This window comes from Brevibacterium sp. LAARM3_SD1 (assembly GCF_057364765.1).
In genome coordinates this window covers 30,381-52,718 of record NZ_JBNFOL010000029.1, presented here as the reverse complement: position 1 = coordinate 52,718, position 22,338 = coordinate 30,381, and the positions used below count along the sequence as shown (strand labels likewise).

General features: G+C 66.8%; 21 protein-coding genes and 1 pseudogene. 12 read left to right on the top strand and 10 right to left on the bottom strand.

Going from position 1 to position 22,338, the window contains the following annotated elements:
- Positions 1 to 30: 30 nt before the first annotated feature.
- Complete coding sequence (locus AC2W7L_RS14780) at positions 31 to 1,392, bottom strand: MFS transporter (RefSeq protein WP_486005035.1); 1,362 nt, start codon at positions 1,390 to 1,392, stop codon at positions 31 to 33.
- Positions 1,393 to 1,629: 237 nt separating this feature from the next.
- On the opposite strand from AC2W7L_RS14780, the pseudogene paaZ reads away from it, so the two are divergent.
- A pseudogene (gene paaZ / locus AC2W7L_RS14775) lies at positions 1,630 to 3,665 on the top strand (phenylacetic acid degradation bifunctional protein PaaZ).
- A 94-nt stretch (positions 3,666 to 3,759) separates the two neighbouring features.
- Here paaZ and AC2W7L_RS14770 read toward each other — a convergent pair.
- From AC2W7L_RS14770 to AC2W7L_RS14760, 3 genes are read right to left on the bottom strand one after another with little or no spacing between them, the layout of a single operon-like run.
- Positions 3,760 to 4,740 (bottom strand): diacylglycerol/lipid kinase family protein, encoded by a 981-nt coding sequence (locus AC2W7L_RS14770; protein ID WP_486005034.1) that lies wholly within the window; start codon positions 4,738 to 4,740, stop codon positions 3,760 to 3,762.
- Positions 4,737 to 6,389: an FAD-binding oxidoreductase gene (locus tag AC2W7L_RS14765; RefSeq protein WP_486005033.1), complete on the bottom strand. Its 1,653-nt coding sequence runs from the start codon at positions 6,387 to 6,389 to the stop codon at positions 4,737 to 4,739. The genes AC2W7L_RS14770 and AC2W7L_RS14765 overlap by 4 nt, the downstream gene beginning before the upstream one ends.
- Before the next feature lie 5 nt (positions 6,390 to 6,394).
- On the bottom strand, positions 6,395 to 7,999 hold the full coding sequence (locus AC2W7L_RS14760; protein WP_486005032.1) for a glycerol-3-phosphate dehydrogenase/oxidase: 1,605 nt from the start codon (positions 7,997 to 7,999) through the stop codon (positions 6,395 to 6,397).
- Between the two features lie 67 nt (positions 8,000 to 8,066).
- Between AC2W7L_RS14760 and AC2W7L_RS14755 the strand changes: the two genes are divergently transcribed.
- Positions 8,067 to 8,738 (top strand): TetR/AcrR family transcriptional regulator, encoded by a 672-nt coding sequence (locus AC2W7L_RS14755; protein WP_486005031.1) that lies wholly within the window; start codon positions 8,067 to 8,069, stop codon positions 8,736 to 8,738.
- Between the two features lie 3 nt (positions 8,739 to 8,741).
- On the opposite strand, the gene AC2W7L_RS14750 is transcribed toward AC2W7L_RS14755, so the two are convergent.
- From AC2W7L_RS14750 to paaI, 3 genes are all read right to left on the bottom strand, one after another.
- Entirely contained in the window at positions 8,742 to 9,443 is a 702-nt protein-coding gene (locus tag AC2W7L_RS14750) for a TetR/AcrR family transcriptional regulator (RefSeq protein WP_486005030.1), read from the bottom strand.
- Positions 9,444 to 9,550: 107 nt separating this feature from the next.
- The gene (gene paaK, locus AC2W7L_RS14745) at positions 9,551 to 10,846 is read right to left on the bottom strand and encodes a phenylacetate--CoA ligase PaaK (protein WP_486005029.1); all 1,296 of its coding nucleotides are present in this window, start codon (positions 10,844 to 10,846) and stop codon (positions 9,551 to 9,553) included.
- A gap of 145 nt (positions 10,847 to 10,991) precedes the next feature.
- The gene (gene paaI / locus AC2W7L_RS14740; protein WP_486005028.1) at positions 10,992 to 11,468 is read right to left on the bottom strand and encodes a hydroxyphenylacetyl-CoA thioesterase PaaI; all 477 of its coding nucleotides are present in this window, start codon (positions 11,466 to 11,468) and stop codon (positions 10,992 to 10,994) included.
- A gap of 469 nt (positions 11,469 to 11,937) precedes the next feature.
- Between paaI and paaA the strand changes: the two genes are divergently transcribed.
- From paaA to AC2W7L_RS14695, 9 genes are read left to right on the top strand one after another with little or no spacing between them, the layout of a single operon-like run.
- Positions 11,938 to 12,951 (top strand): 1,2-phenylacetyl-CoA epoxidase subunit PaaA, encoded by a 1,014-nt coding sequence (paaA, locus tag AC2W7L_RS14735; RefSeq protein WP_486005027.1) that lies wholly within the window; start codon positions 11,938 to 11,940, stop codon positions 12,949 to 12,951.
- Entirely contained in the window at positions 12,948 to 13,283 is a 336-nt protein-coding gene (gene paaB / locus AC2W7L_RS14730; protein WP_486005026.1) for a 1,2-phenylacetyl-CoA epoxidase subunit PaaB, read from the top strand. Before paaA ends, paaB begins: the two co-directional genes overlap by 4 nt.
- A 13-nt stretch (positions 13,284 to 13,296) precedes the next feature.
- The gene (gene paaC, locus AC2W7L_RS14725) at positions 13,297 to 14,277 is read left to right on the top strand and encodes a 1,2-phenylacetyl-CoA epoxidase subunit PaaC (RefSeq protein WP_486005025.1); all 981 of its coding nucleotides are present in this window, start codon (positions 13,297 to 13,299) and stop codon (positions 14,275 to 14,277) included.
- Positions 14,271 to 14,846, top strand: a complete 576-nt coding sequence (gene paaD, locus AC2W7L_RS14720; RefSeq protein ID WP_486005024.1) for a 1,2-phenylacetyl-CoA epoxidase subunit PaaD — start codon at positions 14,271 to 14,273, stop codon at positions 14,844 to 14,846. Before paaC ends, paaD begins: the two co-directional genes overlap by 7 nt.
- Positions 14,846 to 15,964, top strand: a complete 1,119-nt coding sequence (gene paaE, locus AC2W7L_RS14715) for a 1,2-phenylacetyl-CoA epoxidase subunit PaaE (protein ID WP_486005023.1) — start codon at positions 14,846 to 14,848, stop codon at positions 15,962 to 15,964. The genes paaD and paaE overlap by 1 nt, the downstream gene beginning before the upstream one ends.
- Before the next feature lie 33 nt (positions 15,965 to 15,997).
- Positions 15,998 to 17,164, top strand: coding sequence for a thiolase family protein (locus AC2W7L_RS14710; protein WP_486005022.1), 1,167 nt, complete (start codon positions 15,998 to 16,000; stop codon positions 17,162 to 17,164).
- Positions 17,165 to 17,223: 59 nt separating this feature from the next.
- On the top strand, positions 17,224 to 18,090 hold the full coding sequence (locus AC2W7L_RS14705) for an enoyl-CoA hydratase/isomerase family protein (protein WP_486005037.1): 867 nt from the start codon (positions 17,224 to 17,226) through the stop codon (positions 18,088 to 18,090).
- Entirely contained in the window at positions 18,087 to 18,959 is an 873-nt protein-coding gene (locus AC2W7L_RS14700; RefSeq protein ID WP_486005021.1) for a 3-hydroxyacyl-CoA dehydrogenase family protein, read from the top strand. Before AC2W7L_RS14705 ends, AC2W7L_RS14700 begins: the two co-directional genes overlap by 4 nt.
- A gap of 34 nt (positions 18,960 to 18,993) precedes the next feature.
- The gene (locus AC2W7L_RS14695) at positions 18,994 to 19,770 is read left to right on the top strand and encodes an enoyl-CoA hydratase/isomerase family protein (protein WP_486005020.1); all 777 of its coding nucleotides are present in this window, start codon (positions 18,994 to 18,996) and stop codon (positions 19,768 to 19,770) included.
- 41 nt (positions 19,771 to 19,811) lie between these two features.
- On the opposite strand, the gene AC2W7L_RS14690 is transcribed toward AC2W7L_RS14695, so the two are convergent.
- The gene (locus tag AC2W7L_RS14690) at positions 19,812 to 20,582 is read right to left on the bottom strand and encodes a TVP38/TMEM64 family protein (protein WP_486005019.1); all 771 of its coding nucleotides are present in this window, start codon (positions 20,580 to 20,582) and stop codon (positions 19,812 to 19,814) included.
- Between the two features lie 45 nt (positions 20,583 to 20,627).
- Positions 20,628 to 21,467: a S1C family serine protease gene (locus AC2W7L_RS14685; RefSeq protein ID WP_486005018.1), complete on the bottom strand. Its 840-nt coding sequence runs from the start codon at positions 21,465 to 21,467 to the stop codon at positions 20,628 to 20,630.
- Positions 21,468 to 21,537: 70 nt separating this feature from the next.
- Between AC2W7L_RS14685 and AC2W7L_RS14680 the strand changes: the two genes are divergently transcribed.
- Complete coding sequence (locus tag AC2W7L_RS14680) at positions 21,538 to 21,702, top strand: hypothetical protein (RefSeq protein ID WP_486005017.1); 165 nt, start codon at positions 21,538 to 21,540, stop codon at positions 21,700 to 21,702.
- A 460-nt stretch (positions 21,703 to 22,162) separates the two neighbouring features.
- Here AC2W7L_RS14680 and AC2W7L_RS14675 read toward each other — a convergent pair whose 3' ends face one another.
- Positions 22,163 to 22,333 carry a hypothetical protein gene (locus AC2W7L_RS14675; RefSeq protein ID WP_486005016.1) on the bottom strand — a complete coding sequence of 57 codons (171 nt, stop codon included), beginning with the start codon at positions 22,331 to 22,333 and terminating at the stop codon, positions 22,163 to 22,165.
- Positions 22,334 to 22,338 lie beyond the last annotated feature (5 nt).

Here is a 22,338-nt window from a genome sequence, read left to right as displayed (position 1 = left end):
ACAGCCTATCCCCTGTGTGCCTTGGCAGTCTCAGTGGTGCTTGGTCAGGCCGAGGTCGACGCCCTTCGTCTCCTTGACGAGGCTGACGCCGATGAGCGAGATGATGCATACGATGATCATGTAGATCGCGATCGAGATGGACGAACCGGTCTCGGCGAGCAGGGTCTCGGCGATGGTCGGGGCGAAGGCGCCGCCGAGGATCGCGCCGATCGCGTAGCCGATCGAGACGCCCGAGTAGCGGACCTGGGCGGGGAACATCTCCGCATACATCGCCGACATCGGGCCGTAGGACAGGCCCATGCCGACGGTGAGGACGAAGATGCCGATGCCGTACATCCAGATGTTGGCCATATCGATCATGAGGAACGTCGGGATCAGCCACACGATGAGCAGGATGTATCCGATTTGGAAGGTGCGCACGCGCCCGAGCTTGTCCGACAGCGCCCCGCCCCACATCGTGAACACCAGCCAGCCGAAGCTCGCAAGCGTCGTCGCCAGCAGCACGGGTGCCCGGTCGAGACCGACAGACCCACCCTGGTCGAGAGGACGGGAGGCGTAGGCGGCGAAGAACGCGATGATCATATAGCCCACGGCGTTGTTGCCGATGAAGATGAGCGCGGAGAGGACGACTTCCTTCGTGTTCTTCTTGAACAGGGTGCCCAGCGGAGCCGAGGACTCGGCCTTGCGTTCGGCGAGTTCGGCGAAGACCGGGGACTCCTCGACCTGGCGGCGGATGTAATAGCCGACAAGCACGAGCACGACGGAGAAGAGGAACGGAATGCGCCAGCCGAAGCTCGCGAACTGTTCGGGGCTGAGCAGGGTGGTGAGGATCCAGATGACGCCGGTGGCCAGGATCATGCCGACCGGCACGCCGATCTGCGGGTAGGCGCCGAAGATGCCGCGTTTGGAGATCGGCGCGTGCTCGACCGACAACAGCGCCGCCCCGCCCCATTCACCGCCGGCAGAGAAGCCCTGGAGGATCCGCAACAGGGTGAGCAGGATCGGTGCGCCGATGCCGATCATCGCGTAGTTCGGCAGCAGACCGATGAGCGAAGTCGCGGCACCCATGAGGATGAGCGTGAGCACGAGCATCTTCTTGCGCCCGATCCGATCACCGAGGTGGCCGGCGATGATCGCGCCCAACGGCCGGAAGAGGAACGAAATGCCCAGAGACGCCCACGCCATGATCTGCCCGAGCGCCGGATTGTCCGAGGCCAGAGGCCCGAAGTACTGAGCGGAGAGCACGAGGCCGGCGGCCTGGGCGTAGATGAAGAAGTCGTACCACTCGATGGTGGTGCCGACGAGGGTGCCGGCGAGGACCTTGCGTTCTTCGCGGGTGATCGACTGGGGCGCGGGCTGCTGGCCTGCGGTGGGACCGGATGTGGTGGACATGAGAGGATCTTTCGTTGCGGGCGTCATTGCCGGTGCTTCACTGACTTGGGTGACTGTTTGGTCAGTAATTGACTTCGATCATAAAGCAGAGAGTGAACGGTGTCACATGTCATTCGTTCGCTCATCGGCCCATGACAATTACCGACCGATTGGTTAGTATATTTCTAGGAATCGGCAGCGGTGCCGACAGCGGCCGCCGTGGACCGGGAGACGTCGTTTCACCAGGGAGAGCAAAGCATGTCCGAAATCCTCAGTTCCTATGTGGCCGGATCCTGGCACACGCCTGGGGCGACCGAGTCCGCCCGACCCGTCCGTGACGCCGGCACCGGAGAACTCCTGCACTCGGTGAGTTCGGCCGGAGTCGACTTCGCCGCCGTCGCCGACCACGCTCGGACCACCGGAATCGCCGAGCTGCAGAAGCTCACCTTCCACCAACGCGGTGTGATCCTCAAGAAGCTCGCGACCTACCTCATGGAGCGCACGAAGGACTACCATGAGATCTCGTTCTCGACCGGCACCACGAAGCGCGACGCCTTCGTCGACATCGAGGGCGGTATCGGCACTCTCTTCACGTACTCCGGCGTCGCCCGCCGACAGATGCCGAACTCGACCGTCCACCTCGACGGCGGGGTCGAGCGCCTGTCGAAGAACGGCACATTCGTCGGTCGCCACATTCTCACTTCCCGTCAGGGCCTGGCGGTGCAGATCAACGCCTTCAACTTCCCTGTCTGGGGCATGCTCGAGAAGTTCGGGCCGATGTTCGTCGCCGGCGTCCCCGTCGTCGTCAAGCCCGCCACGGACACCGCCCATCTGACCCGCGCGTCGTCAACGACATGGTCGAGTCCGGCCTGTTGCCCGCCGGTGCGATCCAGCTGGTCAGCGGTGATGTCACCCCGCTCTTCGACCACCTCGCCGAACAGGACGCGATCGCCTTCACCGGCTCCGCGACCACCGCCCGCACGCTCTCCGGGCTCGACTGTGTGACCCAGCGCGGCACCCGATTCTTCGCCGAGGCGGACTCGCTGAACTTCTCCCTGCTCGGTCCCGATGCCGGACCCGGCACCGAGGAGTTCGATCTCTTCGTCTCCGGCGTCGTCGCCGAGATGACCGTCAAGGCCGGACAGAAGTGCACCGCGATCCGCCGCACCTTCGTTCCCGAGGCCCACGCCGAGGCGGTCGGCGAAGCCATCATCGCCAAGCTCGCCACCCAAGGCGTGGGCGATCCGCGCGAGAAGTCCACCCGCCTGGGCCCCGTCGTCTCCGACAAGCAGCGCACCGACGTCCTCGACGCGGTCGACCGGATCATCGCCGGGGGTGCGCACCTGCTCGCCGGCGGACGTGAGGAGTCCGATCGGCTGGCCGCCGAGCACGGCGGTGCCTATGTCGCAGGCACCGTCCTCCAGGCCGATGACGCCTGGTCCGACGCTGTCCACGACATCGAGGCCTTCGGTCCCGTGACCTCGATCATCACCTATTCCGACACCGAGGAGGCCGTCCTTCTGGCCGCCCGTGGCCGCGGCTCCCTGGTCGGCTCCGTCGTCACCCACGATCGCGACTTCGCCACCGAATTCGTCCGCAGGATCGCTCCGTGGCACGGCCGTGTGCTCGTCCTCGACCGCGACGACGCCGAAGAGTCGACCGGTCACGGTTCGCCCCTGCCGAACCTCATCCACGGCGGCCCCGGTCGGGCCGGGGGCGGCGAGGAGATGGGCGGACTGCGCGGTATCACACACTTCATGCAGCGCACCGCGATCCAGGCCTCTCCGGATATGCTCACCGCGATCGGCGGGGAATGGGTCAACGGTTCGCAGCGCCGCCTCGGCGAGCATCCGTTCACGAAGTCGCTGGCGGACCTGCGCCTCGGCGACACCCTCGACTCGGAATGGCGGGAAGTCACGCTCGACGATATCGAGCACTTCGCGAACTTCACCGGCGACACCTTCTACGCCCACATGAACGAGGAGGCGGCCGCCGCGAACCCGTTCTTCCCGGGACGCGTGGCGCACGGCTACCTCATCGTGTCCTTCGCCGCCGGACTCTTCGTCCAGCCGGACCCGGGCCCGGTGCTCGCGAACTACGGACTCGAAGGGCTCAACTTCATCACGCCCGTCTCCCCAGGTGACAAGCTCAAGGTGACGCTCACCGCCAAGCGCATCACCCCGCGAGAGACCGACGAATACGGTGAGGTCCGCTGGGACGCGCAGGTCGTCAACCAGAACGACGAACCCGTGGCGAACTACGACGTGCTCACCCTTGTGGCCAAGGAGTACTGAGGGCCCGGATAGGTTGAAGGACCTGCCGGACGGACAGACAGGTAGTAGTCGCCCCGCGCCGAGAACGAACATCCTCGGCGCGGGGCGATGTTGTTCAGGAGGTCCGAGGGACGCGGACCCTGAGCGATGACGGGCGGATCGTCACTGTTGCCGGGGTCTGTGCGACCGCGTCGCCGTCGGCGACGATCTCGACCGGCGCGGCCCCGACGGGAGTGTCGATGCGGATCTCGCGAGCCCGGCTGAGATGGATTTTCGGGTGACGGTCGTGCCTGCCGGACATGAACGCGACGAGCTCGACGGCGAGCTTCGGCAACCACGCCTCCCCCAGGAGGACGACGTCGATGAGTCCGTCGTCGATCGCCGCCTCGGGGGAGAGCTTGAGCCCGCCCCCGTAGCGGCCGGAATTCGCGAACCCTGCGGTCAGGCCCCGGAAGTCGAGGCGCTGTCCGTCGACTGTCAGCTCGAGGTCGATGCTTCTCGGCGGCAGGATCGCACGCAGGATCCCGTACAAGTACACCCAGTGGCCCCGGACGATTCTGGTCGAGTTCGCATACCGCTGGACGGCCGAGTCGAGGCCGAGGCAGACATTGCCGAGGCTGATCAAACCATCAAGATCGACCACGTCGATCACGCGGTCACGGCCGTTCACGATCACGGCCACAGCTTCGTCGATGCCCTTCGGGATGCCGAGTCTGCCGGCGAGGTCGTTGCCGCGTCCACCGGCGATGACGCCCAGTGCCGTGTCCGTATCGACGAGACCGGCGGCGACGGAGCGAGCCATCCCGTCACCGCCGAGTGCGCCGACGACCTTGGCGCCCTCGGCGGCGAATGCTGCGGCGAGCTCCTTCGCATGTTCCTCGCTCGTGCTTCTCACAAGCCGCGCCTCGAGGCCGTGTGCTGCGAAGGCGTGGACGAGCGGATCGATGCGTCTGAGCACCGCCCCACGCCGTGCCGTGGGATTGAGGATCACGGGCACGACTGCCGGATCGGCTCCCGTCCGCGCTGAGTCCTTACCTGCCGGGTTCGTGCCCGTCCGGTCCGTGCCGAAGGCGTCCTTGTCTTCGATGCCGCTCACAGTCGATCCGGTCCGTTCATGAGCTTGCCGGGATTCATGATCCCGGTCGGGTCGACCTCGGCCTTGGCCGCACGCAGCATCCGCAGCCACGTCTGCCCGGTTTCGGCCGGCAGCCACGGAGCGTGGTCGGTGCCGACGGCGTGGTGGTGGGTGATCGTGCCGCCGCCGGCGACGATGGCGTCGCTGGCAGCGGACTTCAGCGCCTTCCACTGCGCGATCTCCGCCCCGACCTGCTGTTTGGCGAAGACCGTGTAGTACAGCGAGCAGCCGGTGGCGTAGAGGTGCGAGACGTGGCAGAGCACGAACGCGGGCGTGCCGCGATCGGCCATCGCCTTCTCGATTCCGGCAGTGATGGTGTCATGGAGTTCGTTGACCTTCGACCAGGGAGTTGAGGTCTCCATCGTCTCGACGATCATGCCCTCACGCAGCAGCTGGTCGCGCAGGTACGGAGTCGAAAAGCGGTGCTTCTCCCACGAGGTCTCCGGAACGGCGCCGAGATTGACGCCCTTGTGCCTGCGCACGATCGAACGGCCCTGGGAACGACACGCACGCACATCGGAGGCCGTGCCGTCGTAGCGGACAACGAGGAGGCAGGGCGTCGTGATGCCGCGCGTCCGCAGGTAGGCGAGCACGCCCTTGCGCTGCAGCTCGCTGCCGAGTTGGGCGAGACCGAACGCGGTCTCATTGACGTCGGAGAGGCGGGCGATGTCGAGGTTGAGTCCCGATTGCTCCATCTCCCGCAGTGCTGCACTGCCCGAGGCGAAGTCGGGGAAGAACCAGGAGTCGCCCTGCACGGCCTTCGGCACGCGATGGATCCGCAGGGTCGCCTCGGTGATGATGCCCAGCGTCCCTTCGGAGCCGACGAACAGCTGGCGCGGGTTCGGCCCGGCCGCCGTCGCCGGGGCGGTGCGCAGCTCGACGGGACCGTTCGGGGTCGAGCAGCGCAGGCCGAAGACGTTCTCGTCGATGCGGCCGTACCCCGTCGACTGCTGACCGGCCGACCGGGTGGCGACCCACCCGCCGACGGTGCTGAACTCGAAGGACTGCGGATAGTGGGCGAGCGTGAAGCCGCGCGCCTGCAGCGCCGCCTCGAGGTCGGGTCCGAATACTCCGGCCTGGACGGTGGCCGTCAGCGATTCCTCGTCGATGTCGACGATCCGGTCGAGGCGGGCCATACTGATGCTCACGACCGCGGAGAATTCGCCGCGCAGGGCATCGATGCCGCCGACGACGCTGGTGCCTCCGCCGAAGGGGACGACCGCCACGGACTCCTCGGTGCACACGGCCAGGAGGGCGTCCACCTCGGCGTTCGAAGCCGGGTAGAGCACCGCATCGGGAGCGGTGGTCAGTCGGCCGCTGCGCAACCGAATGAGGTCGGGCAGGCTGCGCCCGGCAGCATGGGAGACGCGGACGGCATGATCGTCGCGGACGAAATCCTCGCCCACCGTCTTGACGAAACGGGCGCGCACGTCCGGTGAGAGTCGTGGTTCGGGAAGCGAGACATCCTCGAGCGCCGCATGCGGCCTGTCGACTCCGGCCGGCCACCCGCAGTGCTTGCTCAGCATCACCTTCGCGCCGGGCTTGACGGGACCGTCGTGACCGTCTTCGCCCCAACCCCACCAGCGCATGCGCGGCACAGTTCTGTCCATGGTCGTCATCCTTCGTGTCGTGATTCGGTGCTGAGTTCCGGAGCGAGCCGGGCCACTGTGGCGCGGAGGTCGGTGCGGTCGACGTCGACGAGTCCCCACCGGGTTCGCCGGTCGATGACGTCCTCGACTGTGAGGGCGAGTTCGTGCTCGACGGAGAAGCGGACCTCCGCCCCGGTCAGCGGGATTCCCTCGCACACGGGTTCGCCGAGTGAGGGGTCGGCCTTGCAATAATCGGTCACTGTCGCTGCGTCGGTGCCATAGAGGGCGACGAGGCGTTCGGGCAGATCCGGTGCTGCGGCGCCCTTGCCGACGAGGCCGAGTTCGGTCGTTCGGCACGGTCCGGCCTGCAGCCCGCCGACCCTGACGACGTCGTCGACGGCGTCTTCGGCCATGCGGCGGTAGGCCGTGAGTTTGCCGCCGACGACTGTCAGCGCCCCGGTTCGCGAGTCGCGCAGCAGGGCGTGCCTGCGGGAGAGGTCGGCGCTGCTCGACGTGGCGCTGGTCTTGATCAGCGGACGGAACCCGGCGTAGCCGCCGACGATGTCGTCAGTGGTCAGCTTGTCGTCGAGGACGGCGTTGATCGTGTCGAGGAGGAACGCCTCCTCGTCATCGTCGGGCAGGGCGCGGTCCGGAATCGGCCCGTGGTGCGGATCGTCGGTGAGGCCGATCATCACCAGACCGTTGTGCCACGGCACGGCGAAGACATAGCGGCCGAAGTGACCGGGTACCGCAGCGGTGATCGCGGCCTGCGGATCGCCCAGTCGAGCGGCCGGAACGAGGATGTGCGAACCCTTGCTCGGGGCCAGTTCGACCTCGTCGGAGAGAGTGTCCGCCCAGACACCGGCGGCGTTGACGATCTGGCGGGCGCGCAGCGTGTGTTCGTCCCCGGTGGTGCGGTTCCTGATGTGCAATTGATTGGGTTCGACGTCGGTCGCCTCGGCGTAGGTGATGATTCTCGCGCCATGCGAGGCGGCCGTACGGGCCAGGGCGACGACGAGCCGGGCGTCATCGATGAGCTGACCGTCCCAGCTGAGCAGTCCGCCTCGCAGTCCGTCGGGCGCCGTCGTTGGGGCGAGTTTTCGGACTGCGGCGGGCGAGACGCGGCGGGGCCGGGGGAGGAGCTCCTTCGGAGTGCGGGCGAGCAACCGCAGGACATTGCCGGCGTGGAAACCGGCGCTCGTCACGGCGGCTTCCACGCGGCCGATACCCGGGTGCAGCGGGAAGATCATCGGCAGCGGCCGTATGAGGTGCGGTGCGATGGTGTTCATCAGTCGGCCGCGTTCGACGGCGGACTCCCACGCAATCCCGATGTCGCCTTTCGCGAGGTAGCGCAGTCCGCCGTGGGCGAGTTTCGAACTCCAGCTGCTCGTTCCCGAGGCGAGGTCGCCGCGTTCGACGAGGGTGACCGAGAGCCCACGGCTGGCCGCGTCCAATGCGACGCCGGCGCCGGTGAATCCGCCGCCGATGACGACGACATCGGAGACATTCGCCGAGGCGGCCGCCAGATCGCGTTCCCGCTGAGCAGCGTTGAGGGCCGAGGTGTCCGATGATGCGTGGGAGTCGCGTCCCGCAGCGGCGGAGTCGCCGTCGCCCGCAGTGGTTGAGGTCATTGCCGCCCTTTCTGGCACGATGCCGTACCAGTTTGCAATCGGCGGTCAGTGTTGTCAAGATCACACTGTGACTAAAGAAGGACGCCCCTACGCGGGAGCCAGCCGCGAAGAACGGGAAGACGCTCGGCGGGAACAGATCATCGCAGCAGGGATCGAACTGTTCGGGACCCGGGGGTACCGGGCGGCCACGGTGGGCGCGATCTGCGAGGTCGCTGGCCTGAACAAGCGCTACTTCTACGAATCCTTCGCCACCTTGGAGGATCTCCTGGTTGCGGTCTACGAGCGGGTGGTTTCCGATCTGCGCTCCGCGGTGCTGGCCGGCGGTGCGGCCGATACAGCGGGAACTGAGACCACGAAAGATGCGCCGGGCGCCGAGGCCATGTCGGTGCTGCGCGGATTCATGAGCGGGTTTCTCGGCTGGGCGCATGAGAACCCGGTCTTCGCCAGGGTCCATCTCTTCGAAGTGCTCGGGGTCAGTGGGCGCATCGACGAGCTCCACCGTCGGCACGGTCGGGTGATCGGCGGCGAACTCGCCGATGCGCTCTGCGTGGCCGTCTCGGGCACCGTACTCACCGGCACGCGTCGGAGAGTGCTCGGGGACCTGCTCGTCGGCGCCGGCATCCAGATCGCCGTCGACTGGGTGATCGGCGGATATGATCCGCCGAAGGAAGAGCTGCTCTCCGAAGTCGAGGGGACGCTGGGCTGGGTTCTGACAGCCGGCGCGAGCTGGGACGGCTGAGCCTCAGGCCTCCAGCCCCTGGAAGGCCATCGTCGTGACCGCCTCGGCGATCGTGTCGGGGTCGACGGGATAGCTGGGCCGGTACCACTCGGTGATCGAGTTGACCATGCCGAAGAGCAGACGGGTGATGAGCCCGGGAGTGAAATCCGAGCGCAGACCGCCCTCGGCGATGGCGGCCTCGACGAGCGCACGGACCTTCGCATCGATATTGCGACGGGCTTCGAGGGCCTCTCGTTCCAGAGGCGAGTTCCCGCGCACCCGCAGCAGCAAGGTCACCGAATGGTGGTACTCGATGAGGATGACCACGCTGGCGCGCACGGCCAGCCGCAGCCGTTCGAGCGCGTTGACGTTCTCACGCAGACTTTCGGTCTCCACTGCGGAATCGAGCGCGCGGACCCCGCGGCTGATCGCCAGATGCAGCAGCTCTTCCTTCGACGCCACGTGATGGTAGATCGCCGACTTCGTGATGCCGAGCTCACGGGCGACCGTGTCCATCGACGTGCCGTCATAGCCGCGGGAGACGAAGACCTCGGTGGCCTTGTTGATCAGGGTCTCCCGGTCGTATCCGGGACGGCCGCGGCGCGAGCGCTTGGGGGCGGTCGCCTCGGCGGGGGTCGTCGGTGACGTCGACGCGGCGGTCGTCGATTCCGCGGACGACGTCGTCGGGTCCGGGGTTGTCGACGCAGGTGAGGACGATTCGGGCATGCGCATCAGTCTAATCGGCCACCTCGGTGAGTGCCGCGATCCAAGTCACAGCACTCACCTCGGCGCGCGTCCGCAGCGCCGCTTCAGCGCATGCACTGCGCCTCATCTCAGCGCACGCCTTCACGGCGGTCGATGATGCGCTTCATCTTGCCGACCGAGCGCGGCAGGTCGCCGGGCATCTTGATGTCGATGGTGCAGGAGACGCCGAGGCGCTCCTTGATCCGAGCGGCCACGAGCTTGTCGAGACCGTCGAGCTCGACGGCGCCGACGCCCTCGCGGGCCTCGACCTCGACGCTCATCTCGTCCATCCGACCCGGGCGGGTGAGGACGAGCTGGAAGTGCGGGCTCAGCGGCGCGAACTCGAAGAGCACGGTCTCGACGTTCGCGGGGTAGACGTTGACGCCGCGGATGATCATGAGGTCATCGGAGCGGCCGGTGATGCGCGAGATGCGGCGGAAGTTCGGGCGAGCGGTGCCCGGCAGCAGAGTCGCGAGGTCGTGCGTGCGGTAGCGGATGATCGGCAGCGCTTCCTTCGTCAGCGAGGTGAAGACGAGTTCGCCTTCCTCTCCGTCGGGAAGCACTTCGCCGGTGAAGGGATCGACGATCTCCGGGTAGAAATGGTCCTCCCAGATCGTCGGGCCGTCCTTCGTCTCCGCGGATTCGCAGGCCACGCCGGGTCCCATGACCTCGGAGAGGCCGTAGATGTCGACGGCGTTGATGTTGAAGGAGTTCTCGATCTCCTTGCGCATCTCGTCCGTCCACGGCTCGGCGCCGCAGATCGCGGTCTTCAGGCTCGTCGAGGTCGGATCGATGCCCTGCTTGTGGAACTCGTCGAGGATCGTGAGCAGGTAGGTCGGGGTGGCCGTGATGATGTCCGGCTTGAAGTCCTGGATGAGCTGCACCTGGCGCGGGGTCTGCCCGCCGGAGATCGGGACGACGGTGAAACCGTGACGCTCTGCGCCGTGGACGCCGAGACCGCCGGTGAACAGGCCGTAACCGTAGGCATTGTGCATCATCTGCCCGCGTTCGCCGCCGGCACCGATGATGGACCGCGCAATGAGGCTGCCCCACCGATCGAGATCGCCGAGGGTGTAGCCGACGACCGTCGGCAGACCCGTCGTGCCCGAGGAGGCGTGGATGCGTGCGACCTGGTCCTGTGGGACGGCGAAGAGTCCGAACGGGTAGTTGTCGCGGAGGTCCTGCTTGTTCGTGAACGGCAGCTTCGCAATGTCGTCGAGGCTCGTGATGTCTGCCGGAGTGACGCCGAGTTCGTCGAAGGCCTTCCGGTAGAAGGGCACCTTCTCGTACACCGACGTCACCGTCGTCTTGAGGTTCTTCAGCTGGTCGGCGCGCAGCTCGTCCAGGCTCATCCGTTCGCCGGCGTCGAGGTCGGTCTCAGTCATCATCGTCTCCTTGCGAAATTTCTCTCTGTGCCGAATCCGGACAGTGCGTCCGATCCGAAGACCGCCGAGGTGGGGCACCGGATTCCGGTGCCGTTTCCTCAGCGGGTGGCTGGGTGGGGCCCGCCTGTGGGCCTGTGGGTATCGGTCATTTGCGGGTGGGCAGGGTGCGGGAGCGTCCGCGATAGGTGGCGATGATGTCATCGCCGCGAGTGACAGTGACGTCGTAGATCCCCGAGCGCCCCTGCTTGACGACCTCGCGGCCGCGGGCGACGAGCTCGTCTCCGAGGTACGTGGGTTTGAGGAAGTCGATGTCCCCTCCCGAGGCGACCGTGACCGAGCCGGGATAGTTGCAGGCCATCGCGAAGGTGGTGTCGGCGAAGAGGAAGACGTAGCCGCCGTGGGTGATGTCGTGGCCGTTGGTCATGATGTCGGTGACCGTCATCGAGCACTGCGCCCAGCCGGGTCCGTGGTCATCGACGGTGATGCCCAGGTGCTGGGAGGCGCGGTCATTGGCGAACATCGCGGCCGCGCCGGTGAGCTCCTCGGTGGCCGCATCGGTGGGGGAGGGGGCGTTCGGGGTCTCCGACTCCGCGGTCGTCGTATCGTGGGCGGGTTGTCCCATAGTCGGCTCCTCCTCGAGTCGCGGTTTCGGACGCTGAGGCACGGGAGGTGCCGGCGCCGCTGCGCTTGGATGACGGTGAAAGATCCCCTGCGAATTCACCCGCCGGAGAATAAACGACCATCTGGTCAATAAATATCGTTCCGATCGTCGCCGGTGTCAAGTTCTTCCGTGGAATTTGTTCGGGGCGGAAGCTTGATTGTTGGGGCGATCCGCGGTGGTTTCGGTGCCGAGAACGCCGTGGATCGACCAAACAATCCACTGAACGGCACAGTGTCGGCGGGGCGGTTTCGTTGTGGGCGGCATTGCGCCTCGCCGAGGGGTGTGCGACACTGGTGGCAACAATACAGAACAAATGGTCAGTAAATGGATGTCCCAGCCCGAAGGTTCTACGATGGTCGGACCGATTCGAGGTCGGCAGCCGCTGACCGAGGCAGGTCCTGACAAGGGCACATCCAAGGGTGGAGTGGTCATGACAACTCAGATGAACGACAACCGCTTCGACGAGGCGCAGCTGCAGGCGCAGTTCGACGCCACTATCGAGGCCAAGGATCGGATCGAACCCCGGGACTGGATGCCCGAGGCCTACCGCAAGACGCTCATCCGCCAGGTCGCGCAGCACGCGCACTCGGAGATCATCGGCATGCAGCCCGAAGGCAACTGGATCTCCCGCGCACCCTCGCTGCGCCGCAAGGCGATCCTGTTGGCGAAGGTCCAGGACGAAGCCGGACACGGCCTCTACCTCTATTCCGCCGCCGAGACCCTGGGCGCCACGCGCAACGAGCTCACCGAGAAGCTTGTCGCCGGCAAGCAGAAGTATTCCTCGATCTTCAACTACCCGACCCTGTCCTACACCGATGTCGGCACGATCGGCTGGCTCGTCGACGGGGCGGCCATCTGCAATCAGGTGCCGCTGTGCCGGACCTCCTTCGGCCCCTACGGCCGCGCGATGATCCGCGTCTGCAAGGAGGAGTCGTTCCACCAGCGTCAGGGCTACGAACTGCTGATGACGATGATGCGCGGCACCGAGACCCAGCGCGAGATGGTCCAGGAATCGGTCAACCGCTTCTGGTGGCCGGCGCTGATGATGTTCGGACCTCCCGACGACAACTCCCCGAACACCGAGCAGTCGATGGCCTGGGGCATCAAGACCCACACCAACGATGAGCTGCGCCAGAAGTTCGTCGACATGTCCGTCCCGCAGGCAGAAGCCCTCGGCGTGACGTTCCCCGATGAGAACCTCAAGTGGAACGAAGAGCGCGGACACTACGACTTCTCCACCCCGAACTGGGACGAGTTCTGGGCCGTCGTCAAGGGCGACGGACCCTGCAACGCCCAGCGTCTGGCCCACCGCAAGCGCGCATGGGACGAAGGCGCATGGGTGCGCGAAGCAGCGCTCGCCTTCGCCGAGAACCAGAACGCCGAGGCGGCAGGAACGACCCCCGCCGCCAACGAATCCACCACCGCCGAGGAGGCAGCGAAATGACCGAGACCAACCCCGGCGCCGCCTCGGCGAAGGACAATGCCGGCTCGACCCGCGGCGAATGGCCGCTCTACGAGGTCTTCGTGCGCGGCAAGCGCGGACTCAACCACGTCCACGTCGGATCGCTGCACGCCGCCGATGACCAGATGGCCGTCCACCACGCCCGCGATGTCTACACCCGACGAAACGAAGGCGTGAGCATCTGGGTCGTCCGCGCATCCGACATCACGGCCTCGAGCCCGGACGAGAAGGACCCGATGTTCGCCCCCAGCGGCGACAAGGTCTATCGCCACCCCACCTTCTACGACATCCCCTCCGATGTCCCCCATATGTGAGTAGGGGCGAGATATGACTGCGAACAACGAACCCACCATCCACGTCGAACACGACGAAGCCGGCACGAACGTCGAACACGATACGCACGACAACGCGTACTCCGGACTGCTCGTCAACGACGCGAACTGGGCCTTCGGCACCGACTTCGAAGACCCCCTGGCCGGAGTCGACACGACCGTTCCCGACGGCGTCGACGCGAAGGACCTCGGCGCATACTGCCTCATGCTCGGCGACGACGCGCTCGTCTTCTCCCAGCGGATCTCCGAATGGTGCTCGAACGCCCCGGACCTCGAAGAGGACATCGCGCTGGCGAACATCGCCCTCGACCTCCTCGGTCAGGCGCGTCTCCTGCTCGCCCGCGCCGCTGCCGCCGATCCTGAGCTCGTGCCCGAACTGCCCGCAGGCTCCCCAGTGCCCGATGAGGACCGCCTCGCGTTCTTCCGCAACGACCTGGGCTTCCGCAACGTCCGCCTGGCCGAGGTGCCCAACGGCGACTTCGCCGAGGCGGTCGCGAAGATCCTCATCTACTCCACCTGGCGCCTGTCGATCTTCGAACGCCTCACAGGCAGCCGCGACACCGTGCTCGCGGCCATCGCGGCCAAGGGCGTGAAGGAGATGTCCTACCACCGCGACTTCGCCGGACGCTGGGTCGTGACCCTGGCCCACGGCACCGAAGAATCGAAGTCCCGCCTGGTGGCAGCCCTCGATGGACTGTGGCCGCTGTGGACAGAGCTCTTCGAGACCCACCCCGTCGAAGCCTCCGTGGCCGAAGCCGGAATCGGCGTCGACCCCGCGCCGGTGGCCGACGAAGCATCCGTGATCCTCGACCAGGTGTTCGCCGCGGGCGGGATCGACCGCCCCGAACGCGGCGGTCTGGCCGGAGTCGGCGTCCACGGCGGCAAGGGCCGCGACGGACTCCACACCGAGGCCCTGTCGAAGCTGCTCGCCGAGATGCAGGTCGTCGCCCGGGAGCATCCGGAGGGGCAGTGGTGACCGCCATGCTCGAGACCTCCCCGACCGACACCCGCACAGCTGACATGGATACTCGTACGACTGACACCGCCGCCGAGGCGATCGACCGTGCCTGGGCCGCCGCCGAACGCGTGACCGACCCCGAGATGCCGATGCTCACCCTCCTCGACCTCGGCGTGCTGCGCGACGTCACGATCGAGAACGGCCACGTCGTCACCACCATCACCCCCACCTATTCGGGCTGCCCGGCGATGGCGACGATGCGCGATGACCTGCAGCGCGAACTCCTCGAGGCCGGATTCCCCGACGCGGAAGTCCGCGTGTCCCTGACTCCCGCCTGGACGAGCGACTGGATCACCGAACGCGGGAAGAAAGCCCTCAAGGACGCCGGAATCTCCCCGCCCGGGTCCGCCCCAGTCCGCACCGGCCCGGTGGCGCTGACGCTCATGCCCACCCGCCGCGCCGTGACCTGCGTGCTGTGCGGATCCGACAACGTCCGCCTGTCCTCCGAGTTCGGCGCGACCGCGTGCAAGGCGATGTACCAGTGCAACGACTGCCTCGAACCGTTCGACCATGTGAAGGAGATCTGATGACAGAGACGATCGATCAGACCGCCGAGGCGACCCCCGCCACCGAGCCCGCCGACGGACGCTCCCGGTCGGCCTTCTACCCGCTGACCGTGAAATCCGTCGACCACCTCACCGAGGATTCGGCCGCCGTGACCTTCGACGTGCCGGCCGAATACAGCGAACTATTCGACTTCGCGGCCGGGCAGTCCCTGACTCTGCGTCGCATCATCGACGGCCAGGAGCACCGCCGCACCTATTCGATCTGCGCCCCGGCCGGAACCGCCCCGCGCATCGGTGTGCGCGAAGTCCCCGAAGGACTCTTCTCACTGTGGCTGGTCAACGAGGTCCGAGCCGGCGACGTCATCGAGGTGCAGCCGCCCTCGGGCAGCTTCCGCGCCGATGCTTCGGCCGGCGGCAAGCACCTGTGCATCGCCGCAGGATCGGGAATCACTCCGATGCTCTCCATAGCGTCGACCGTGCTGTCCAACCCCGAAGCCTCGGTGACTCTGCTCTACGGCAACCGGCACACGAACACAGTGATGTTCGCCGAGGAGCTCGCCGACCTCAAGGACGCCCGCAACCAGCAGCTCGACCTCGTTCACGTGCTCTCCCGCGAACCCCGCGATGTGGAGCTCTTCTCCGGTCGCCTCGACGAGGAGAAGCTGCGGGATCTGTTCTCTGCGATCGTCCCGATCGGCAGCATGGACCATGTGTGGTTGTGCGGACCCTTCGGCATGCTCGAAGACGCCCGCAAGGTGCTCGCCGAATTCGATGTGCCGAAGGACCGGATTCACTTCGAGCTCTTCTACGTCGACGAGCCGCCACCGGAAGTCGTCCACGCGGACAAGGTCGTCGAAGGTGCAACCAGCGACGTCACGGTCATCCTCGACGGCAAGCGTTCCACCTCGGCGATGTCGCAGGGCAAGACCATCCTCGATTCCGCGCAGGAATCCCGGTCTGATCTGCCGTTCGCCTGCAAGGGCGGCGTCTGCGGAACCTGCCGCGCGAAGATCTGCGGCGGCGAGGTCAACATGGTCCGCAACTACGCTCTCGAGGACGCCGAGGTCGAGGCCGACTTCGTCCTCACCTGTCAGACGTTCCCCGTCAGCGACGAAGTCGTCGTCGACTTCGATTCCTGAGTCAGACACCAACCCACTTCACCGAGGAGACCCATGCCCGAGGCATTCATTCTGGACGGACTGCGCACACCCATCGGCCGCTACGGAGGAGTCCTGGCTGATCAGCGGCCCGATGACCTCGTGGCCACAACGCTCAAAGCCGTCGTCGAACGCTCCGGCATCGACGCCTCCGACATCGACGAGGTCATCCTCGGATCGGCGAACCAGGCCGGCGAGGACAACCGCAACATCGCCCGCATGGCCGTGCTGCTCGCGGGCCTGCCCGAATCCGTGCCCGGGTTCACCGTCAACCGTCTGTGCGCCTCGGGAATGACCGCGATCACCACGGCCCGGGCGATGATCGCCTCCGGAGACGCCGATGTCGTCGTGGCCGGCGGAGTCGAATCGATGACCCGTGCTCCCTGGGTGAGCGAGAAGCCCTCACGCGCCTGGTCGAAGCCGGGCCGGACCTGGGACACCTCGATCGGATGGCGGTTCACGAACCCCGCCTTCGATGAGGACACGACCCTGTCCATGCCGCAGACGGCCGAACGCGTAGCCGAGAAGTGGAAGCTCACCCGCGAGGCCCTCGACGAATTCGCCTACCGGTCGCATCAGTTGGCCCTGGCCGCGCAGAAGGCCGGCAGCTTCGACCCGGAGATCCTGCCCATCGGCGACGTCACCGCCGATGAGGGCCCGCGCGCCGATTCGACTCAGGAGAAGCTCGGCAAGCTTCGCCCCATCCACGGACCCGACGGACTCATCACCGCAGGAAATTCCTCGTCGCTCAACGACGGTGCCGCCGTCGTCGTGCTCGTGTCCGAGGACTATGCGAACAAGCACGGACTCAACCCGCGCGCCCGCGTCGTCGCCGGTGCCAATGCCGGTGTGTCCCCGGAGATCATGGGTATCGGACCCGTCCCCGCGACCCGCAAGGTGCTCGAGCGCACCGGTTGGGGCGTCGGCGAACTCGACGCCGTCGAACTGAACGAAGCCTTCGCCTCCCAGTCACTGGCGTGCATGGGCGACCTCGGACTCGACCCGGAGACCGTCAACGGCTTCGGCGGCGCGATCGCGCTGGGCCATCCGCTGGGCTGCTCGGGCACCCGCATCACGCTGACCCTGCTCAACCGTCTGGAACAGGCCGATGCGAAGCGCGGACTGGCGACTATGTGCGTGGGCGTCGGCCAGGGTTCGGCGCTGCTGCTGGAGCGCGTGTGAGCGCCGGCGCCCCCGGCGGGGACGCGAACGGCGCAGCCGGTGCACCCAACGGCCCCAGCGTGAACGATTCCGCCTCCCCGCTGCTCATCGAACGCCACTCCGACCGCACGATCATCCGGCTCAACCGGCCCGAGGTCCGCAATGCCATCGACCAGTCGATGGTCGACGCCCTCCATGCCGTGTGCGCCGAACTCGAAGCCGAACCGAAGGTCGCGATCCTCGCCGGCACCGCCGGAGTCTTCGCCGCAGGTGCCGATATCTCGCAGCTGCGCAATCGTCGCCGCGATGATGCCTTGGCCGGGATCAACTCGAAGATCTTCTCCCGCATCCAGGAACTGCCGATGCCGGTCATCGCGCTGATCGAGGGATTCGCCCTCGGCGGCGGTGCCGAGCTCGCCTTCGCCGCGGACTTCCGCATCGGCACCCCGTCGACGAAGATCGGCAACCCGGAGACCGGTCTGGGCATCCTCGCCGCAGCCGGAGCCGCGTGGCGCCTGCGCGAACTCGTCGGCGAACCTCGCGCCAAGGAGATTCTCCTGGCCGGGCGCACCCTGCAGGCCGACGAAGCCAAGGCCATCGGTCTGCTCAACGACGTCGTCGATCCCGAGGATCTCGAGTTGGCCGGTCAGGCGTTGGCCGATAGGATTGCGAGCTTCGCACCCCTGGCCGTACGGCTGAGCAAGTCGGCGTTCCACGCACCGCGTGAAGCCCATCCGCTCATCGACAATGTGGCCCAGGCCGTGCTGTTCGAAACCGAGGAGAAGTTCGCCCGCATGGACGCGTTCCTGTCCAAGCGCGAGGCCAAGAAGGCGAAGAAGGCAGCCGAACAGGAATCGGCCGAGCGCGCACGCGCCGAAGCCGTGGCCACCGAAGCGATCGATCAGCAGAGCGATCCGCGCACCCGAGGAGAAGGCGACAACGCATGAGCGAGCCCACCACAGACACCCCCACCGAGGCGGCCCCCACCACCGCACGTGTCCCTGATGTCGTCGGCGTCTTCGGAGGCGGCCGGATGGGTGCCGGAATCGCGCATGCCTTCGCCACTGCCGGTGCCCGGGTCATCGTCATCGAAAACACCGACGACACCGTGGCGGCGGCCCGGGAGCGCATCGACGCCTCTACGAGTAAGTCACGGTCGAAGGGCATCGAGGTGCCCGGCACCGTCGTCGTCGACCGTGACCCGACCCTGCTCGACGAGGCGCTCCTCGTCGTCGAAGCCGTGCCCGAGATCGTCGAACTCAAGCAGGAAGTGCTTGCGACTATCGCGAAGCACGCTCCTGCAGCATCCATCGGCACGAACACCTCGGCGCTGTCCATCGATGAGCTTGCCGCTGCCCTGCCACGTCCGCAGGCGCTCATCGGGCTGCACTTCTTCAACCCGGTGCCGGTGTCCGAGCTCGTCGAGGTCGTCGTCGGCACCCACACCGACGCGAAGCTCGTCGATGTTGCCAAGCAATGGGTGACCGGACTGGGGAAGACGGCGATCACGGTGAAGGACTCGCCCGGATTCGCCTCCTCCCGCCTCGGCGTGGCTCTCGCTTTGGAAGCGATGCGGATGGTCGAAGACGGTGTCGCCTCGGCCTCGGACATCGACCGGGCCATGACCCTTGGCTACCGGCATCCGGCCGGGCCTCTGAAGACGACGGACATCGTCGGTCTCGATGTGCGCCTCGGCATCGCCGAACACCTCGCGGCCGAGATCGACGAGCGTTTCGCGCCCCCGCAGATACTCAAGGACAAGGTCGCCGCGGGCGAACTCGGCCGCAAGACCGGGCAGGGTTTCTACACCTGGTGACACAGCCACTGCAAGGATACGCAAAGGAGCATCCATGACCGAGATCCAGCTGAAGAACCGCGGCCCGATCGCCGAACTCGTCCTCGACGGACCCGAGTCCCGCAACGCCCTCGACGCGGACAACCTCCGCGATATCGCCGCCGCCGTGGCCAAGGTCGCCGAGGCGGTCCCCAACGTGCGCGTGCTCGTCATCCGCGGGGAGGGCAAGGTCTTCTGCTCCGGTCGCGATATCGCGAACGTCGAGGTCGAGACCGATGACGCGCATGCGTTCCTCGCCGACATCTTCGCCCCCGTGTTCCAGGCGATCCGCGCGCTGCCGATCCCGGTGATCGCGCAGGTCCAGGGGGCGGCACTCGGGCTCGGGTACGGAGTCGCCGCGGCCGCGGACATCATCTTCGCCGCCAATGACGCGAAGTTCGGGTCCCCGTTCGCCGCGATCGGCGCGATGCTCGATTCCGGCGCTCACCACGTGTTCCTCGACCGGGTCGGCTATCACCGGACGATGGACCTCATCGTCACCGGTGATTTCATGACCGGCGCCGAGGCGGCCGCCACCGGGATCGTCTCCCGTGCGGTCCCAGCCGCGGAACTGTCCGACTTCGTCGAATCGAAGCTCGAGAAGATCGTCAGCGGACCAGCCGAGGCCTTCGCGATGGAGAAGGGCTTCGTCCAGAAGCTCGCCGACGAACAGCCGAACCTCGTCGAGGTGCTCGCCCAAGAGGCGGCTCTGCAGGAATCGGCGCGTCAGACCCCGGACTACGCCGAAGGATTCAGAGCCTTCCAGGAGCGCCGCAAGCCGAACTTCGACTGAGCTGCTCGTTCAGTGCGTCGCTGGGTCACTGCGTCGCCGGTTCACAGTGCCCGACGGTGGTTCTCATCGTCGGGGCTCTCCGTCGACCCGTTCTTCGTTTTCTCGGCATCCCGCGAGCTCTTCCATCGGCGCATCGTGATGATCGTCAACGCGATGACCAGTGCCCAGGAGATGCCCACTGCGATGCCGTTGAGGGCATTCGGCTTCCCGATGAAGGCACCGACGGCCACAAGTGAGAGCTGGCCCGGCAGGGACGAGATGACAGTGGCGCTGAGGAATGTGCGGTTGTCGATTCCCAGTGCTCCGCTGCCGTAGTTGACCGGCCAATACGGGAACCCGGGCATGAGGCGCAGGGCGCACACCGCGTAGAAGCCGCCGCCGGTGAGCTTGGATTCGATCGTCTCGGCATGGGATCCGAGCAGACGTAGAACCGTGTCCCGACCGAGCGCCCGGGCGATCCAGTAGCCGAGCCAGCAGCCCCCGACGACTCCGACCATCGACAGGAGGGTGCCGAACGGCAGTCCGAAGATGAGTCCTCCGGCCGTGGCCATGATCGTCACAGGGATCGGGGTGGCGGCAACGCCCATATAGATGAGGACGAAGACGGCGAAGCCCCAGAATCCGGCGGCCGCGATATCGTCCTGCAGCACGTCGACCGAGGGCAGGCGAACATTGAAGACCGCCCACACACCGGCCAGCACGGCGAGTGCGAGGGCGATATTGCGCAGGATCGTCGACCAGTCGAGACGCTCCCGGTTATGCCGGGTGCGGGGCGACCGCTCCGCGGGCGAGGCGTCTTCGTATCCGGACATGGCCCGATCCTACGTCTCGCCCGGGGTGGTAGGGCAATCCCACCGTCAGGCTGCGGGACCCTCGGTCAGAGTCACCTCGCTGGTGTGGGACTGACCGTCGGCGTCGGTCCAACTCAGCGACACGGTGTCACCGGGCTTGTGCTCGGCGATGGCGGACGACAGAGCAGTGCCGTCGGTGATCTGCGTCGAACCGATCTGGGTGATCGTGTCACCGGCGGTCAGTCCTGCCTCGGCCGCGGGGGTGTTCTCATAGACACCGGCGACGACCGCACCCTCGGCCTGCGACGCTGAACCCGACTGACTGGCTCGGCCCGGCTGGATGGACTGTGAGCCCTGCTGGACGCCGATGCCGAGGAACGCCGGATAGCCGAGCGTGTTCGTGCTCGTCTGCTCGCCGTCGATGATCGACTCGGCCGTGGACAGCGCCGACTCGATCGGAATGGCGAAGCCGGTGACGGTGGCCGATCCCGACGAGGCCGCGGTATTCATGCCGACGACCTCGCCTTCGTCATCGAGCAGGGCCCCACCCGAATCGCCCGAGACGATATCGGCCTGGACCTGGATCATATTGTTCAGCGTCTCCGAATCCTCGGAGCCCTGAGCGGTGGTGGTGACGGAGGCGCCGAGGTCGGTGACCGTGCCGTCGGCGGCCTGCAGCTGTCCCTGTCCCTCGGAATTGCCGACGGCGGTGACATCGTCACCGACGGCGACGGAGTCTTCATCGATGGTGGCCGGCTGCAGGTTCGAGGCGTCCTTGAGCTGGAGCACCGCGACGTCCTTCGTCGAATCGGAGCCGACGACGGAGGCCTCATAGGTCTTGCCGGTCGTAGTCACGGTGACGGAGATCTTCGTCGAATCGGCGATGACGTGGTTGTTCGTCAGCACCAGACCGTCCTTGCTCAGTACGATGCCGGTGCCGGCCGCCTCGGCGTTTTCGTAGCCGAGCTCGGTGTCGATGAGGACGACTCCCGTGGATTCCTCGGCGCTCGCCGGGGACGCCTCCTGCTGGGTCGAGCCGTTGGAGTCCTGGCCGGTGTTCGGCGACTGCGCGTTCCCGCCGGGTGCGGTGCCGTTGCCGGGAGTGACGCCGTTGGTTCCTCCCTGGGTGCCCTTTCCCTGACCGAGACCGGACGACTGACCTCCGCTTTGTCCGGGATCGGTGTCCTGTCCAGGATCAGTGGCCTGTCCGGTGAAGGGGATGGCTGACTGGGTGGTCGCGACGTGGAGGTGTGGGCCGCCGCGGCAGCTGGCAGTTCTGCGGCCGTGCCGACGGTCAGTGCCAGTGCGGCTGCGGCGGCAGTGACCGCTGCCGCCAGGCGACGACGGGGGATGGTGCTCATGGTCTGTGCCTTTCTCTGCTGAGTGGGAGTGCGTGATGACTCCTATTCAGCATCTGGACGCTGTGGCCAGGCTGTGGCGCAGCTGGAGCGAGGCTTCGACTTCGTCAGGCGAGAGCTGAGAGGGCCGGACCGGGGCATGAATGCGCCGATCCCTGCGGAGCTGAACTCAGCTCCGCAGGGATCGGCGGGGTGACGGCTGCGGCAGGGCCGCCTCGGCGAGGGTTTCAGCCTGAGGGATTCTCAGCCGGTGAAGATCGCGACGGCCTTGACCACGGTCAGGGACAGGCCCCAGAGGAGGCCGCCGACCACGACGACGGTGAGGACGGATCCGACGGCCCGGTAGGCACCGCCGACGGGGGACTGCGGTGAACCGGAGTCGGGGACGTGGGCGGCGGGGGTGGAATCGTTCATGATCT